Origin of the sequence: Psychrobacillus sp. FSL K6-4046, assembly GCF_038624605.1 — a bacterium.
GTDB lineage: Bacteria > Bacillota > Bacilli > Bacillales_A > Planococcaceae > Psychrobacillus.
Genome location: NZ_CP152020.1, coordinates 1,426,476 through 1,442,329, shown reverse-complemented (window position 1 = coordinate 1,442,329; position 15,854 = coordinate 1,426,476). Strand labels below are relative to the sequence as shown.

Sequence of the window (15,854 nt, the reverse complement as noted above, 5' to 3'; positions counted from 1 at the left end):
ATTATTTTGCTCCTTTCGATGATGAGTAATCACGTTTACGAGGAGCAACAAGAGATATATCAATATCTTCATAATGAATAATTGGAGCCCCTGTAGCTGGATCAAACTTAGCCATAGTAGTTTTCATGAATTCTTCGTCATTACGTTCTGGGAAATCAGGTTTGTAATGTGCTCCACGGCTTTCATTACGTTGAAGTGCTCCTAACGTGATAACACGTGCTAAGTATAACATATTTTTCAATTGACGAGTAAATGATGCGCCTTGGTTTGACCAGCGTTGCGTATCATCCATGTTAATGTTTTCGTATCTTTCCATTAACTCTTGAATTTTTCTGTCAGTTTCCTCTAGCTTGTCGTTGTAGCGAACTACTGTTACGTTATCAGTCATCCACTCACCTAGCTCTTTATGTAAAAGGTAAGCGTTTTCTGTACCTTTCATAGCTAGTGTTTGCTCCCATTTCTCTTGCTCAAGCTTCACTTCATTTTCATAAATAGAATCATCTAAGTCTTCTGCATGAGTGGAAAGCCCTTTCATGTATTTAACAGCATTAGGACCAGCCACGCTTCCACCAAATACAGCTGAAAGTAATGAGTTAGCTCCTAAACGGTTAGCTCCATGTTGAGAATAGTCACATTCGCCAGCAGCAAATAGACCAGGGATGTTCGTCATTTGATCATAATCTACCCATAATCCACCCATTGAATAATGAACAGCAGGGAAAATTTTCATAGGAACTTTACGAGGGTCGTCCCCAGTAAATTTCTCGTAGATTTCAATGATTCCACCAAGTTTTACGTCTAATTCATGTGGATCTTTATGAGAAAGATCTAGATATACCATGTTTTCGCCGTTAATACCTAATTTTTGATTAACGCAAACGTCAAAGATTTCACGAGTAGCGATATCACGTGGTACTAGGTTACCGTAAGCAGGATACTTTTCTTCTAGGAAATACCAAGGTTTACCGTCTTTGTACGTCCAAATACGACCACCCTCACCACGAGCTGATTCTGACATCAGACGAAGCTTGTCATCTCCAGGAATTGCCGTTGGGTGAATTTGAATAAATTCTCCGTTTGCATAGTAAGCGCCTTGTTGGTAAACGATACTTGCAGCAGATCCTGTATTAATAATAGAGTTAGTTGTTTTACCAAAAATGATCCCAGGACCACCAGTAGCCATGATTACAGCGTCTCCACGGAAAGCACGGATTTCTGATGAGTTAAGGTTTTGCGCTTTAATACCGCGACAAGCACCCTCGTGGTCTTTGATAATACCTAGGAATTCCCATCCTTCGTATTTTGTTACTAGACCTTCTACTTCAAAGCGACGAACTTGTTCGTCAAGCGCATAAAGTAACTGTTGACCAGTTGTTGCACCAGCAAATGCTGTACGGTGCATTAAAGTTCCTCCGAAACGACGGAAATCTAATAGACCTTCTGGTGTACGGTTGAACATAACTCCCATACGGTCAAACAAATGAATGATTCCTGGAGCAGCGTCTGCCATTGCCTTAACAGGAGGTTGGTTTGCTAAAAAGTCTCCACCATAAACAGTATCATCTAAATGAACTGCAGGTGAATCCCCTTCACCTTTTGTATTTACAGCCCCGTTAATACCGCCTTGTGCACATACAGAGTGTGAGCGTTTAACAGGAACTAATGAGAATAGATCTACTTGTGTGCCTTCTTCGGCAGCTTTCATTGTTGCCATTAATCCGGCTAATCCACCGCCGACAACAATAAGTTTATTTTTTGCCATGCTATTTCACTCCTTAAATTTATAGTAGCTTAGGTGTAGAAGGGTCTTATACGAATGCTAAAAGTGCTTGTACACCAACTACAGATAACGCTAAGAAGATTACTAATGTTACATAAGTTGAAATTCTTTGAGATTTTGGTGATTGAGTGATTCCCCAGCTTACAAGGAATGACCAGATACCGTTAGCTAAATGGAAGGTTGCAGAAATTACACCTACAATATAAAAAGCTAACATCCATGGGTTTGATAAAATTTCATTCATCATGTTAAAGTTAACTTCCTTAGCTCCAATTGCAGCTTGGAAACGTGTTTCAAATACATGCCATGCGATAAACACAACAAGGAATATTCCAGTAAAACGTTGTAAAATAAACAACCAGTTTCTTAGAGTACCGTATCTGTTAGGATTGTACTTAACAGTAAATGCAATATAGATACCATAGAATGCATGGAACAACAAAGGAATATAAATTACAAACACTTCCAGCATTAGTCTAAAAGGTAGACTCTCCATGAAATGTGATGCCGTGTTAAAGGCTTCTTCACCTCTTGTAGCAAAATGGTTTACTACTAAATGTTGCGCCAGAAATAATCCAACTGGAATAATACCAAGTAAAGAATGTAATCGACGCATGAAAAATTCGCGATCTTTCGACAAAACAGTAACCCCCCTCAAATTTCCAATTAGCGATGATTAAACTATTGTAATAGAATAATAAATCATCACATGTTCACACCTTCTTGTTACGAATTTATGACATATCCATTGTACTCTCAACATTTTAGAGCGTCAAGGTATGTTTCCTGATTTTGTTCATCTTTCTGACACTCACCTATATAATGATTAGTTTATTTTTTCACAAAGTATTCTCTCCCAGTGAAAATATTTTATGCTAGAATAGATTATAGTTTTTATTTATCTTTGGAAAGAAGGGTTGCTGTTTGAATGAAAGAGAACATTCACATGTAACTTCCTTTGGATATGAAATAATAAGAGATCACGTGCTCACTTCTATTCTCGGAAAACATGAAAAAGAAATATTGTACTGGGCAGGTAAGGACCTTGCACGAAAGTTTCCACTCTATTCAATGGAAGAAGCCATCTCTTTCTTCCAAGAGGCTGGCTGGGGAAGGCTTGAGTTAGATAAAACATCAAAAGATTCGGCCTATTACACGCTAGAAACATACAATCTTCCTCAAAGTGGAATTAATAGATGTCACCGATTAGAGGCTGGCTTTCTTGCAGAGCAGAAGCAAAAAATAGATGGCTATGAAACTGAATGCTATGATGAGTTTGTAAAAAAAACTGGGTTGGTCACCTTCCATATTAAATGGGACTTAAAAAGTAAACGCTAAAGATACATAAAGAGGAGGATGGAGCAATTTCCATCTTCCTCTCTTTTTTTAATAAAGCTTTGTTAAAGTTATTGGTTGATTTTGACTAACAATTCTTTTAATAGTGACTTTAAACATAAACAAAGGAACTTTCAAATGGCTATTAAGAACATAAATAGATTGTGAAATTGGGGTTGGTGACAGTTTTAAGCTTTGTTTATGCGAGTAAATTTATAAGCACTTATCCATGCATTAAAGCTGTTCCCATTAATTCATTGAAGCACCAGACGGCGATTCCTACGGGATGAGTGAGACAGATAAGCCATCACAACCACGCGCGATTGCTGTGGGTGGTGGCTTATCGCTTACCCCGAGGAAAGCGTCAGGCTGGGGCGAAAAATCAATTCTACTCTCTGATTTAAGATTTCTTAGTATCATAAATCAACCCTGCCCTTTAACATAGCCTATAATTATTACTTAATTTATAGCCAAATCAAATTCATCATGGAGTGCATTCGCTGCTTGAATCATATTGCCTTGAGGCACTACAACTGAAACCTTTATTTCTGAGGTACTAACCATTTTAACTGGTATGTTTTCCTTGCTTAATCGGTCGAACATTTGTGCAGCGACACCAGGATTAGATACCATCCCTGAACCTACAATAGATACCTTAGCTAAACCCACCTCAAAATCCGCAAAGGTAAAACCTAGATTCTGTTTCGTTTTCTCTAAAACGTGAATTGCTTCCGAAAGAGATTCTTTTTTTATAGAAAAGGAAACGGTAGGCTTCATTCCTTCGACAATCGACTGAACAATAATATCTACATCAATATGGTTATTGGCAAGGGTAGTAAATATGGAAGCGAGTGAACCATTAAAAGGCACTGTATACTCAATCGTTAAACGTACTATATCTGATTCAAAAGCTACCCCTCGTACTACTAAATTATTCTCCACATCTACTTCCTCCTTTAAAATGGTTCCTTCCGTTTCTTCATAGCTTGAACGTACTCGTAATGGAATCTTATAGTTTTTTGCGAATTCCACTGCTCTTGGGTGCAGCACTCCAGCTCCTAAATGAGCTAACTCCAGCATCTCATCATATTCTAGCTGTTCTAGTTTTCTTGCATGAGATACGTAGCGTGGATCTGACGTATAAACACCATCTACATCCGTATAAATATCACAAATGTCTGCTCCGATAGCTGCAGCTATGGCGACGGCTGTAGTGTCTGACCCTCCTCTCCCTAAAGTAGTAATCTCCCCTAATTCCGACATACCTTGAAAGCCGGCCACAATTACTACTCGATTAGCGATTAAATGCTCATTTATCTTCTGGCCATCCAATTGCTTAATTTTTGAATTTCTATGTACTTCATCCGTAACTATCCCTGCTTGCCAACCTGTTAAAGAGAGCGTCTCTACTCCAAGTGCATTTAACTGAATAGCTAGTAAGGACATAGTGACTTGTTCTCCTGTAGCAAGCAACATATCCATTTCTCTTTTTGTTGGATTGTTAGTGATTTTACTAGCCATTTCCGCTAAGTCATCTGTTGTTTTTCCCATTGCAGATACAACTACGACGATATCATGTCCTTTCTCCTTTTCTAGTTGTACCCTTTTTGCTACGTTACCAATTAACTCTATGGAGCCTACAGAGGTTCCACCAAATTTCATCACAATTTTACTCATTAACCTATCTCCCCTTTATCTCCTTGAGCGGACAACAAGAAAAGCGCAAGCGCCTATCCCTACCCTGAGGGGCAAGGCTGCTTGCGCTAGACATCAACTTATCCACAGGTTCATAATCTTATAATTTCCTAAACAATAAAAAAAGCTTTCCACATATTTGCGGAAAGCTAACTCTTCTCATACACGGTCAACAATGATTGCCCATGTGAGATAGCCCTCCAGAATATATATATTCTGACAGTCCTGCATCTCTTAAATACAGAACCAACATAGGAAAGGAAAAGCTTTTCTATGTTTCGGCGAACAACCCTTTCTTAATCGGTCGTAGGATCTTTCATCCTCACGATTAGTACTCTTGCAATTCGCACCTCTACCTTCACTGTTTGAATAGTGAATATTAAATTGTTTTAAAGATAACATAAGATTATTCAGAAGACAATAAATTTTTCTGAAAATGAGCCATTAGATTATCGGCTAATTTACTAGGGAGTCCAGATTCTATTAGTTCTTCTCGTGATGCAGCTTGCATTCGTTTGAGGGAGCCAAAATGCTTAAGAAGCATTTTCTTCCGTTTTGGACCTATTCCTTCAATTCCATCTAACGAGGAGGCAATTGTATGTTTCCCTCTCTGTTGTCGATGGAAAGTAATTGCAAATCGATGGACCTCATCTTGAATTCTTTGAAGAAGATAGAATGCTTCACTTGTTCTTTTCATCGGGATAATCGCTAATGGGTCACCATATAACAAGGAGGATGTTTGATGTTTGGCATCTTTTGCTAGTCCTGCAATTGGAATATCTAAGCCAAGTTCATCCTCTATAATTTCTCTCGCTGCTTCTATTTGTCCTTTACCTCCATCAATAATGATTAAATCAGGTAGAGGCAATCTCTCTTTTAGCACACGAGTGTAACGTCTACGAACGACCTCACGCATCGCGCCATAGTCATCATGCTTTGCTGCAGTTTTCGTTTTATACTTCCGATAGTCTTTTTTGTATGCTCTGCCATCAACGAATACAACCATGGCAGAAACCGCATCGGTACCGTGAATATGAGAATTATCAAAGGCCTCAATTCTGCTTGGCATAGCAATTCCCATAAGACTACCTAGTTCTTCTACTGCCCCTACAGTTCGTTCCTCTTGTCGTTCAATCAAGTGGAACTTTTCTTTCAAAGCTATCGCAGCATTTTTTTGCGCTAAATCCACTAGGTTCTTTTTGGAACCCTTTTGAGGAATAATAACCTTCATTTCCAACAACTCAGAGGCTAACTCTAAATCAGTCGTATTAGGTACAAATATTTCCTTTGGTTTAATATGCTCTGGTTTGGAGTAGAACTGACCTAAAAAGGTAAGAAATTCTTCCTCCGGGTCACGGTAAATTGGGAAAAGAGAAACATCTCTTTCTATCAACTTTCCTTGACGTACAAAAAACACTTGGACACACATCCATCCCTTATCTACTGTGTATCCGAAAATATCACGATTTGTGAAATCATTCATCGTCATTTTTTGTTTTTCCATCACTTGATCAATATGTGCTATTTGATCGCGGTACTCTTTTGCACGTTCAAACTCCAGCTGTTCTGCTGCTGCATTCATTTTTTCAGTTAGCTCTTTCTTGACCGCTGCATGGCCACCGTTTAAAAAACTAGAGATTTCATGAATAATTTCGGTGTACGTTGCCTCTTCAATTTCTTTCACACAAGGGGCAAGGCATTGTCCGATATGATAATACAAGCAAACTTGGCTAGGTAGCTTTTGACACTTTCTTAATGGATATAATCTATCCAGTAATTTTTTTGTTTCATGAGCAGAATGAGAATTTGGATATGGTCCAAAATATTTACCCTTATCCTTTTTTACCTGTCTCGTAATGATGAGCTTAGGATTCTTTTCCGCAGTAATTTTTATATATGGATACGTTTTATCGTCCTTAAGCATGACATTGTATTTTGGATCATGCTTTTTAATGAGATGGAGTTCTAAAATGAGTGCCTCTAACTCGGACGATGTAACGATATATTCGAAGTCGACTATTTCTTGTACTAATCTTTGAGTTTTTCCGTCATGTGATCCCGTAAAATAAGATCGTACACGATTTTTTAATATTTTTGCTTTACCTACATATATAATGACGCCTTGTCGATCCTTCATCAAATAACAGCCTGGTTGATCTGGCAAAATTGCACACTTTTGTTGTATAAGTTCGTTCATCTCATCACCTGTTTAAAAAAACCGGGAACCATAGAGGACCCGGTTTTTATTATTATGCGTTTTTCTCAACGAATTGAACTAGTGCTTCTTTTGGTTGGAAACCAACAGCTTTATCTACTGGTTGACCATCCTTGAATAACACTAATGTTGGAATAGACATGATTCCAAATTGACTTGCAGTTGCTTGGTTCTCGTCAACGTCTACTTTTACGATTTTAACTTTATCGCTCATTTCAGCGTCCATTTCTTCTAAAACTGGAGCAATCATTTTACAAGGTCCGCACCATGTTGCCCAAAAATCTACTAATACTAATCCTTTTTCTACTTCTTGTGAGAAGGTTTGATCTGTTCCATGTACAATTGCCATAAATAATTCCTCCTTTAGTAACTCTAAACTGATTATAGCAGACAAAAAAAGCTACATCTACAATTTAGCTTACACACTTCTATATAACCATATCCATAAAAAACTCGGCCCAATAGGAGCCGAGTATTTTCTTATGCATTTACTTTAAGCTTTTTGAATTCTTCTGTAAGCATTGGAAGAACTTCAAACAAGTCTCCAACAATTCCATAATCAGCAACCTTGAAAATGTTTGCTTCTGGATCCTTGTTAATTGCTACAATGATTTTCGAGTTAGACATTCCTGCTAAATGCTGAATTGCCCCTGAAATACCAACAGCGATATAAAGATCTGGAGTTACCACTTTTCCTGTTTGACCGATCTGTAGTGAATAATCACAGTAGTCAGCGTCACAAGCTCCACGAGAAGCTCCAACTGCACCGCCTAATACGTCAGCAAGCTCTTTCAATGGTCCGAAGCCTTCCTCACTCTTCACTCCACGTCCTCCAGCAATAACAACCTTCGCTTCAGATAAGTCAACACCTTCAGAAGATTTGCGTACCACTTCTTTAATAACAGTACGAAGGTTTGTAATTTCTACTGATAACGATGAAACGTCGACAGATTTACTATCGTCTTTTGCAAGTGGAGCAATGTTATTAGGACGAACAGTTATAAAATCGATTCCGTCTTTTACTTTCACTTTTTCAAATGCTTTTCCAGAGTAAATCGGACGAATATAAACTGCATCATCCCCTTCTCCTTCAATAGCTGTTACATCAGAAACTAATCCGATTTGTAATTTACCAGCAATTTTTGGTGATAAATCTTTTCCTAAAGCAGTATGACCAAAAACAATAGCTTCTGGATTTTCTTGTTCAACTACTGCCATAAATGCTTGACCATAGCCATCAGAAGTATATTGCTTTAAATGTGGATGTTCTACCGTAATAACACGGTCTGCACCATATTTCCCTAGCTCAACAGCTAAGTCTTGGACTGCATCCCCCAATAATACTGCTACTACTTCTCCACCATCAGAAATTTGCTTTGCTGCAGCGATTGATTCATATGATACGTTACGAAGTGCACCTTCACGTGCTTCCCCTAAAACTAATACTTTTTTAGACATGATTTGTTCCTCCCATTTTATAAATGATTCGAACCCTCTTTAATTTCGAGATGTTCATAGATTACTAGAAACTAAATGTTATACTACTTTCGCTTCTGTATGAAGAAGACTCACTAGCTCTTTCACTTGATCAGCTAGATCTCCTTCTAATACTTTTCCAGCTTCCTTTTTAGGAGGTAAGTAAATTTCGATTGTTTCTGTTTTAGCCTCTACATCATCTTCGTCAATATCAAGGTCATCTAATTCTAGTTCTTCTAAAGGTTTTTTCTTCGCCTTCATAATACCTGGTAAAGAAGGGTAGCGTGGTTCGTTCAAACCTTGCTGTGCAGTAACTAAAAGAGGTAATGATGCCTCTAAAATTTCTGTATCTCCTTCAACGTCACGTTTGATTGTAGCAGTTGTTCCATTGATTTCAAGGTTTGTAATCGTAGTTACATAGTTTATACCTAAAAGCTCTGCAACACGTGGTCCAACTTGACCTGAACCGCCATCGATCGCAACGTTACCTGCTAAGATCAAATCTGCATCCTTGTCTTTTAAGTATTCGGATATAATATGAGCCGCTGTGAACTGGTCCATTTCTTCTATGTCGTCTTCTGTATTGATAAGTACTGCTTTATCAGCACCCATCGCTAAAGCTGTACGTAATTGTTTTTCTGCATCCTCGCCGCCCATTGTGATAACCGTTACTTCTCCGCCATGTGCGTCGCGTACTTGGATTGCTTCCTCTATTGCATACTCATCGTAAGGGTTGATGATGAACTCTGCACCATCCTCTTGAATTTTCCCTCCGCTTACAACAATTTTCTCCTCTGTGTCGAACGTGCGTTTAACTAGAACATAAATATTCATGTTGAAGTCCTCCCCATATTGTTATTTACCTTTAAAGTCAGGCTGTCTTTTTTCGATAAATGCTGAAATACCTTCTTTTGCATCCTCTGAAACAAAAACTGTTCCGAAGGCATTCGCTTCTGCTTTTACACCCTCGTGATAAGATGCAGGCTTCACATATTGAAGCATTTCCAATGCTGCCTTTACTGCAACTGGGCTTTTCTTTGCAATTTTAGCTGCTAGCTCCCCAGCCTTTTCAAACAATTCTTCCTCAGGGTAAGCATGGTTTGCTAGCCCGTATACAGCTGCATCCTTCCCACTGATAGGATCGCTTGTTAAAAGCATTTCTGCTGCTTTAGCAAACCCAACATAGCGTGGTAGACGCTGGGTGCCGGCAAAGCCCGGTATTAATCCCAACTGTAGCTCTGGCAATCCAAGCTTAGCATTTTCAGCAACTAGTCTAATATGACAGCTCATTGCCAATTCCAATCCCCCACCTAGTGCTGCACCATGAATGGCAGCAATAATTGGTTTAGAGAATGTTTCGACTCTTTCAAATATAGTTTGTCCACTAGAAGCTAGCTTTGAAAACTCTTCTCCAGAAGTCACTGTGGTAAATTCCTTAATATCTGCCCCTGCTGAGAAAAATCGTCCTTCTCCTTTTAGAAGGATCACACGAACGTTATCGTCGTGCTCCACTTCGTCTAACAAGCTATTAACTTCTAAAATAACACCCCTTGCTAGTGCATTTGCAGGAGGACGATTCAAAGTAACAGTTGCTACATGATTTTCGACATTCCATGACAAAAACTCCATTTACCCACATCCCTTTTTAGGTTGTTATCCCTTTTAATAATAAACGATGTACTTTCTCTGTAAGTCCGACCAAGTCATATTTATACTCATTCATCACCCAGGAAGTAGTCGTCTCATCAATTGTACCAAAAACCATTTGTCTTGCTAAGCGAATATCTACAGAATTTTCGAATTCCTCATTTTTTATACCTTCTTTTAAGATGGTGTCGAGCAATGTCAAATAATTTTTTAAGATAGCATTTATTCGTAAACGCAAGGCTAGATTGGATTGACGGAGCTCCAGTTGGGTTACAGTTGCTAGATGCTTGTTACTTGCCAGTACCTTAAAATGATTTTCAATCATCTTATATAATTTTTCAGAGGCACTGATGTCCTCTTTCAAAATTTCTTTCAAGTTATCCGCAAATACTTCCATTTTTTCTTCAAAAACCGATATTAAAATATCTTCCTTGTTTTTAAAGTATAAATAGATGGTTCCATCTGCAACACCAGCTTGTTTAGCTATTTTAGAAACCTGAGATTGATGGTATCCGTTTTCAGCTATGACGATGATTGCTGCGTCAATAATTTGTTTATACTTAGGTTTGTCTTTCTTCAATGAATTCACCACCAAAAAATAAAAATATGAATGATGATTCATTCATATTTTTATTTTATATTCAATTTTTTATATTGTCAATAAACAATTAACTCTCAACCGCTACCTTCTTCAACTTTTCTCTTTCTTCCTCTATTAAGTTTCTTCTTAAAATTTTCCCGATGGCAGTTTTAGGAAGCTCATCTCTAAATTCATAAATTCTAGGAACCTTAAAGGAAGCAAGGTTATCGCGACAATGTGTATTGAGGTCTTCCTCTGTTGCAGTCATACCCTCTTTTAATACGATGTATGCCTTTACTGTTTCTCCACGATATGGATCTGGTACTCCAGCTACTACACATTCTTGAACAGCTGGATGTTCGTATAATACTTCTTCTACATCACGCGGATAAATATTATATCCACCAGCGATTATAAGGTCTTTTTTGCGGTCTACAATATAAAAGAAACCGTTTTCATCCATGTACCCTAAATCACCTGTTAATAACCATCCGTCTCGCATCGTCATTTCTGTATCTTCTTTGCGATTCCAATAGCCTTTCATTACCTGTGGGCCTTTGACAGCGATTTCACCTATTTCTCCATGTGGCAATGACTCAGTAGATTCTGGTCCAAAAATGGTAGCTTCTGTATCTGGCCAAGGAACACCAATGGAGCCTTTTACCCGGTCCTCACTGTATATTAAATTTGCATGTGTAACAGGAGATGTTTCAGTTAAACCATAACCTTCTACTAGTCTTCCACCTGTTATTTCTTCAAACTTTTCTTGAACCTCGGCTGGTAGGGCTGCTGAACCACTTAAACAAGCTACGATAGAAGATAAGTCATACTTTTTAACATCTGGGTGATTTAAAATACCGATGTACATAGTTGGAGCGCCTGGAAACAGTGTGGGTTTTTGTTTATCAATTGTTTTTAGTGCCGTCTCCACATCAAACTTAGGTAATAATATCATACGATTGCATTGCATGACAGAAAAAATCATTACAGTAGTCATGCCATATACATGAAAGAAAGGTAGGATACCTAAAATCGACTCTTCTCCTTCACGACATTCATGCAACCATGCTCTACTCATAGAAACGTTTGAAATCAAATTCTTATGCGTGAGCATAACGCCTTTAGGGAAGCCAGTAGTACCACCAGTGTATTGAAGTAAAGCTAGATCCTCTTCAAAATCGAATGTTAAGTCAATGGTATTCGTCTTACCGACCTTCATAATTTCAGTAAATAGATGGTTCATACCTCGATGCTCAACTTTTACACTAAAGCCATATTGCTTCTTCTGTATAAATGGATAGATAAGATTTTTAGGAAAGGGTAGGTAGTCCTTAATTCCTGTGATGATGATATTTTCTAAATCTGTTTCTTTAATTACCTTAGTAATTCTAGGAAAAAGAATGTCCATAGCTAAAATGATTTTTGCTCCTGAATCCTTTAACTGGTACGCGATTTCTCGTTCAGTGTACAGAGGATTTGTTTGTACAACAATACCACCTGCATATAAGGTCCCAAAATAACCTATAACCCCTTGCGGACAGTTTGGCAGCATAATTGCTACTCTGTCCCCTCTTTGCAGGCCTAATGACTGCAAATAATTCGCAAACTTCATCGATGATTCGTAAAGCTCTTTGTAAGTTACATCTCTCCCCATGAAATGTATGGCTATCTTCGCTGGAAATTTCTTGTACGCTCTCGTAAGATACTCTTGGACAGGAATAGTTTCATAGTCAAGCGTGTGTGGAACTTCCGGCGGATAGTGAGAAAGCCATGGTTTTTCAATCATTTGTTTGCCCCCTTTGTATGATTTTAATAGAGTGAATATTCCTATTTTTTATTATAGATAAAAATGAATGACAATTCAATTCATAAAAAAAGAAAAGTAGTAGTCACTTTGCATTCCAATCCAAATTAAAGAAGGTAATAGGCCTGACAAAACATAAACGTTAGTGAAATCAACTTAAAACAGATAAAAAAAGAGACTGTACTAATTCGTTAATTCATTCAATTGAATTTACTAACGCATTATTACAGCTTCCCGTGGAGCTTAAATAACTCTATGAATTTTTTACTATATATATTATGCCAATTGCTAGAAAAAATATTCCAACTACAATTAATACCTTTGATAATTTCTCCATCTTTATCTCTCCTAATTAAATACTCGCACCAATAACAAATGATAATCCTACAGAAATAATTAACGAAATAAATCCAACGGATCGATTATCATTTTCTATTTCTTTATCCACATTAAAGCCGGGAGTAAAAAATTCAAATAACCAATACGCGATAATTAGAAGAGCGAATCCATATAGTCCCCAACCAATCATCTCAAAAAGTGTATTATGCTCTTCAATTGAATATTTAAAGATATTACATACACCAAATATCTTCCCACCCGTGGCTAGTGCCACTGCGACATTTCCATTTTTAATTTCCTGCCAGTTTTTATATTTGGTCACGATCTCAAACATAACCATGGAAACTATTAAACATAATATAACCACACTAAAATAACCTGCAGATTCTACTAATGGATTTGACCAAAAACTACCTAGCAGCATGATATAGCCCCTTTCAAACTTTTCTATCTTTACGATTTATAAAAATGAAAGTTTCATTTTTTATATAGCTGAATAAATTTCCATTTCCCGTGCTTTTGTTAAAAAGAAAACAACGAGTTATATCTACTTTACTAATAAGGGGAAGAAAGAGAATACGGATTAAATGACATCTATTTCTCCTTCCTTCCAACATTACTTCAATTCAACGACAGTAACGCCGTGTCCACCTTCGCCAGCCTCACCGAATCGATAGCTTTTTACTCGCGAATGATTTTTCAAGTACTGCTGAATAGCCTGTCTTAGGACACCTGTTCCTTTTCCGTGAATAATAGAAACTCTCGGATAGTTCGACAATATCGCATCGTCTAAATATTTTTCTGTTCGAATAATAGCATCCTCGTAGCGCTCTCCACGTAAATCCAACTCAAGCTTCACATGTGCATCTCTACCTCTTACTGCATTCACTGATACGCTCTGTTTCTGCTTTTCTGGTTTTATAAATTCTAAGTCTGATTCATCTAGCTTCATTTTGAGCATTCCAATTTGTACGGACCATTCGGATTTAGACACTTTTTCTAGTAAGGTTCCTTTTTGGCCAAAGCTTAACACCTTTACTTCGTCGCCCGACTGTAATTCTTTCACACGTTCATTTATTTTTTTCTGTTTTTTCAATACAGGATTGTTCGGAAGGGCTTCTTCTAAACGTTTCTTAGCATCTATTAATTCATGTTCCTTTACAAGTTTATGTGTATTAGATTGAATTTTTCGTAGCTCGCTAATAATTTCGTCCGCTTCTCTTCTTGCCTCTTCCACTATTTTTCTAGCTTTGTCTTTCGCTTTTTGTTCTAGTTTTTCTTTTTTCTCATCGTATTCTGCAAGTCTCTGCTCAAGATCATCCTTTAAATGCTTAGCCTTTTCTAACTCAGCCTCGGTTTCCTCTGCATCTCGCTCAGCTTGTCTACGACTATCCTCTAGGGAAGCAATCATAGAGTTTACTTCTCCACGGTCAGTTCCTGTATACGTCTGTGCCTGTGAGATAATATGGTTTGGCAAGCCTAAACGCTCTGAAATTTCAAATGCATTGCTTCGTCCAGGTACTCCGATTAATAGCTTATAAGTCGGACTAAGCGTTTCAATATCAAATTCCACACTTGCATTGGCCACACCAGGTCGGTTGTAGCCATAGGCTTTTAGCTCAGGATAGTGTGTAGTTGCCATGACACGGGCTCCAGTTCCATGGACCGCATCTAGAATTGAGATAGCTAGAGCTGCTCCCTCCTGAGGGTCGGTTCCTGCACCAAGCTCATCAAACAAGATTAATGATTTATCGTTATATTTTTTTAGAATATCCACAATGTTGACCATGTGAGAGGAGAATGTACTTAGGCTTTGCTCAATAGACTGCTCGTCGCCAATATCAGCAAACACGGACTCAAATAGCGCAAGCTCCGACCCATCTAATGCTGGAACTGGTATCCCGCTTTGAGCCATTAAAGTGCAAAGACCAACCGTTTTCAATGTAACGGTTTTTCCTCCCGTATTTGGACCAGTGATTACTATAGCAGTAATATCCTTTCCAAATTCAATTGTATTAGGAACAGCCTGTTCTACTGAAATAAGAGGATGTCTCGCCTTCACCAAACGGATGTATCCATTGTTATTAATCAATGGCATCGTACATTTTTCTGCTTGTCCATATTTAGCCTTTGCTAATATGACGTCAATTTCACCAAGTATATTAACTAACAGGAATATCTCATGTCCAACAGCCTCTACCTCGCCTGACAACCGAATAAGAATACGTTCAATCTCTTCTTGTTCTTTTACCTTTAATGCACGAATATCATTGTTTATTTGGACTACCGCTGATGGTTCAACAAAAAGTGTTTGTCCAGAGGAAGACTGATCATGTACAATTCCACCGTAATGGCTGCGATATTCTGATTTTACAGGTATAACATAGCGGTCGTTTCGAATGGTAATAATAGAGTCGGAAAGCATTTTAGATGCATTGGCCCCACGTGTATAGCTCTCTAGCTTCTCACGTACGCGACTCACTTGAATTCTTAACTGCTGACGGATGGAGCGCAGCGTGCTGCTTGCACTATCAAGTACACTTCCATTCTCATCGATACAGTCGTTTATCTCATGCTCTAAAGCCGTTAAAATTGGCAAAGAGTCCTTTTTAGATAGAAAATGTGGGATTGCTACTGACTCTGCTTCTGCGACGTTCTCTAAGAAATTTCGAAGAATTTTACTAGCTCTTATCGTGCTCGCAGTCTCCATCAGCTCCATCGGACTTAGCATTCCACCAATTTGAGCCCGTTTTGCATGAGGACGTATATCGACGATTCCTCCCATCGGAACATTTCCTCTTAGCCGTAGTATGGTAAGTCCCTCATCCATCTCCTCTAAAAGCTTAGTTACTTCCTCGTAATCAACAGATGGAACTAACTTTTCTATATGCGTTTTTCCGATAGAGGAGGTACAATATTTCCCTACCTCTTCTCTGATCTTATAATATTCTAAAGTTTTCAGTGCTCTTTCGGCTATCACCTT

Annotated in this window: 13 protein-coding genes and 1 riboswitch; of the genes, 1 reads left to right on the top strand and 12 read right to left on the bottom strand. The window is 38.2% G+C overall.

All coding sequences use genetic code 11. The annotated features are described in order from the left end of the window. Position 1: 1 nt before the first annotated feature. Together sdhA and MKY09_RS07040 are read right to left on the bottom strand one after the other, a co-directional pair. Positions 2-1,762 carry a succinate dehydrogenase flavoprotein subunit gene (gene sdhA, locus MKY09_RS07045; RefSeq protein WP_298473104.1) on the bottom strand — a complete coding sequence of 587 codons (1,761 nt, stop codon included), beginning with the start codon at positions 1,760-1,762 and terminating at the stop codon, positions 2-4. A 46-nt stretch (positions 1,763-1,808) separates the two neighbouring features. Then, the gene (locus tag MKY09_RS07040) at positions 1,809-2,420 is read right to left on the bottom strand and encodes a succinate dehydrogenase cytochrome b558 subunit (protein ID WP_277347138.1); all 612 of its coding nucleotides are present in this window, start codon (positions 2,418-2,420) and stop codon (positions 1,809-1,811) included. A gap of 284 nt (positions 2,421-2,704) precedes the next feature. On the opposite strand from MKY09_RS07040, the gene MKY09_RS07035 reads away from it, so the two are divergent. Then, a complete protein-coding gene (locus MKY09_RS07035; RefSeq protein WP_169361113.1) occupies positions 2,705-3,118 on the top strand; it encodes a YslB family protein in 414 nt (137 codons plus the stop codon). A 456-nt stretch (positions 3,119-3,574) separates the two neighbouring features. Here MKY09_RS07035 and MKY09_RS07030 read toward each other — a convergent pair whose 3' ends face one another. The 10 genes from MKY09_RS07030 to MKY09_RS06985 form a co-directional block, all read right to left on the bottom strand. Continuing rightward, entirely contained in the window at positions 3,575-4,792 is a 1,218-nt protein-coding gene (locus MKY09_RS07030) for an aspartate kinase (RefSeq protein ID WP_169361112.1), read from the bottom strand. Between the two features lie 203 nt (positions 4,793-4,995). Then, positions 4,996-5,173, bottom strand: a riboswitch (Lysine riboswitch). Positions 5,174-5,216: 43 nt separating this feature from the next. Beyond that, on the bottom strand, positions 5,217-7,007 hold the full coding sequence (gene uvrC, locus MKY09_RS07025) for an excinuclease ABC subunit UvrC (RefSeq protein WP_169361111.1): 1,791 nt from the start codon (positions 7,005-7,007) through the stop codon (positions 5,217-5,219). Between the two features lie 52 nt (positions 7,008-7,059). After that, a complete protein-coding gene (trxA, locus tag MKY09_RS07020) occupies positions 7,060-7,374 on the bottom strand; it encodes a thioredoxin (RefSeq protein ID WP_053588706.1) in 315 nt (104 codons plus the stop codon). A gap of 131 nt (positions 7,375-7,505) precedes the next feature. Beyond that, positions 7,506-8,483 (bottom strand): electron transfer flavoprotein subunit alpha/FixB family protein, encoded by a 978-nt coding sequence (locus MKY09_RS07015; RefSeq protein WP_169361110.1) that lies wholly within the window; start codon positions 8,481-8,483, stop codon positions 7,506-7,508. A gap of 78 nt (positions 8,484-8,561) precedes the next feature. Next, the gene (locus MKY09_RS07010) at positions 8,562-9,335 is read right to left on the bottom strand and encodes an electron transfer flavoprotein subunit beta/FixA family protein (RefSeq protein WP_169361109.1); all 774 of its coding nucleotides are present in this window, start codon (positions 9,333-9,335) and stop codon (positions 8,562-8,564) included. 21 nt (positions 9,336-9,356) lie between these two features. Continuing rightward, entirely contained in the window at positions 9,357-10,130 is a 774-nt protein-coding gene (locus tag MKY09_RS07005) for an enoyl-CoA hydratase (RefSeq protein ID WP_169361108.1), read from the bottom strand. 16 nt (positions 10,131-10,146) lie between these two features. Further along, the gene (locus MKY09_RS07000; RefSeq protein ID WP_169361107.1) at positions 10,147-10,728 is read right to left on the bottom strand and encodes a TetR/AcrR family transcriptional regulator; all 582 of its coding nucleotides are present in this window, start codon (positions 10,726-10,728) and stop codon (positions 10,147-10,149) included. 88 nt (positions 10,729-10,816) lie between these two features. Further along, complete coding sequence (locus tag MKY09_RS06995; protein WP_169361106.1) at positions 10,817-12,514, bottom strand: AMP-binding protein; 1,698 nt, start codon at positions 12,512-12,514, stop codon at positions 10,817-10,819. Positions 12,515-12,884: 370 nt separating this feature from the next. Then, entirely contained in the window at positions 12,885-13,295 is a 411-nt protein-coding gene (locus MKY09_RS06990; protein WP_169361105.1) for a DUF350 domain-containing protein, read from the bottom strand. A gap of 192 nt (positions 13,296-13,487) precedes the next feature. Continuing rightward, positions 13,488-15,851: an endonuclease MutS2 gene (locus MKY09_RS06985; RefSeq protein WP_342567954.1), complete on the bottom strand. Its 2,364-nt coding sequence runs from the start codon at positions 15,849-15,851 to the stop codon at positions 13,488-13,490. Positions 15,852-15,854: the final 3 nt, after the last annotated feature.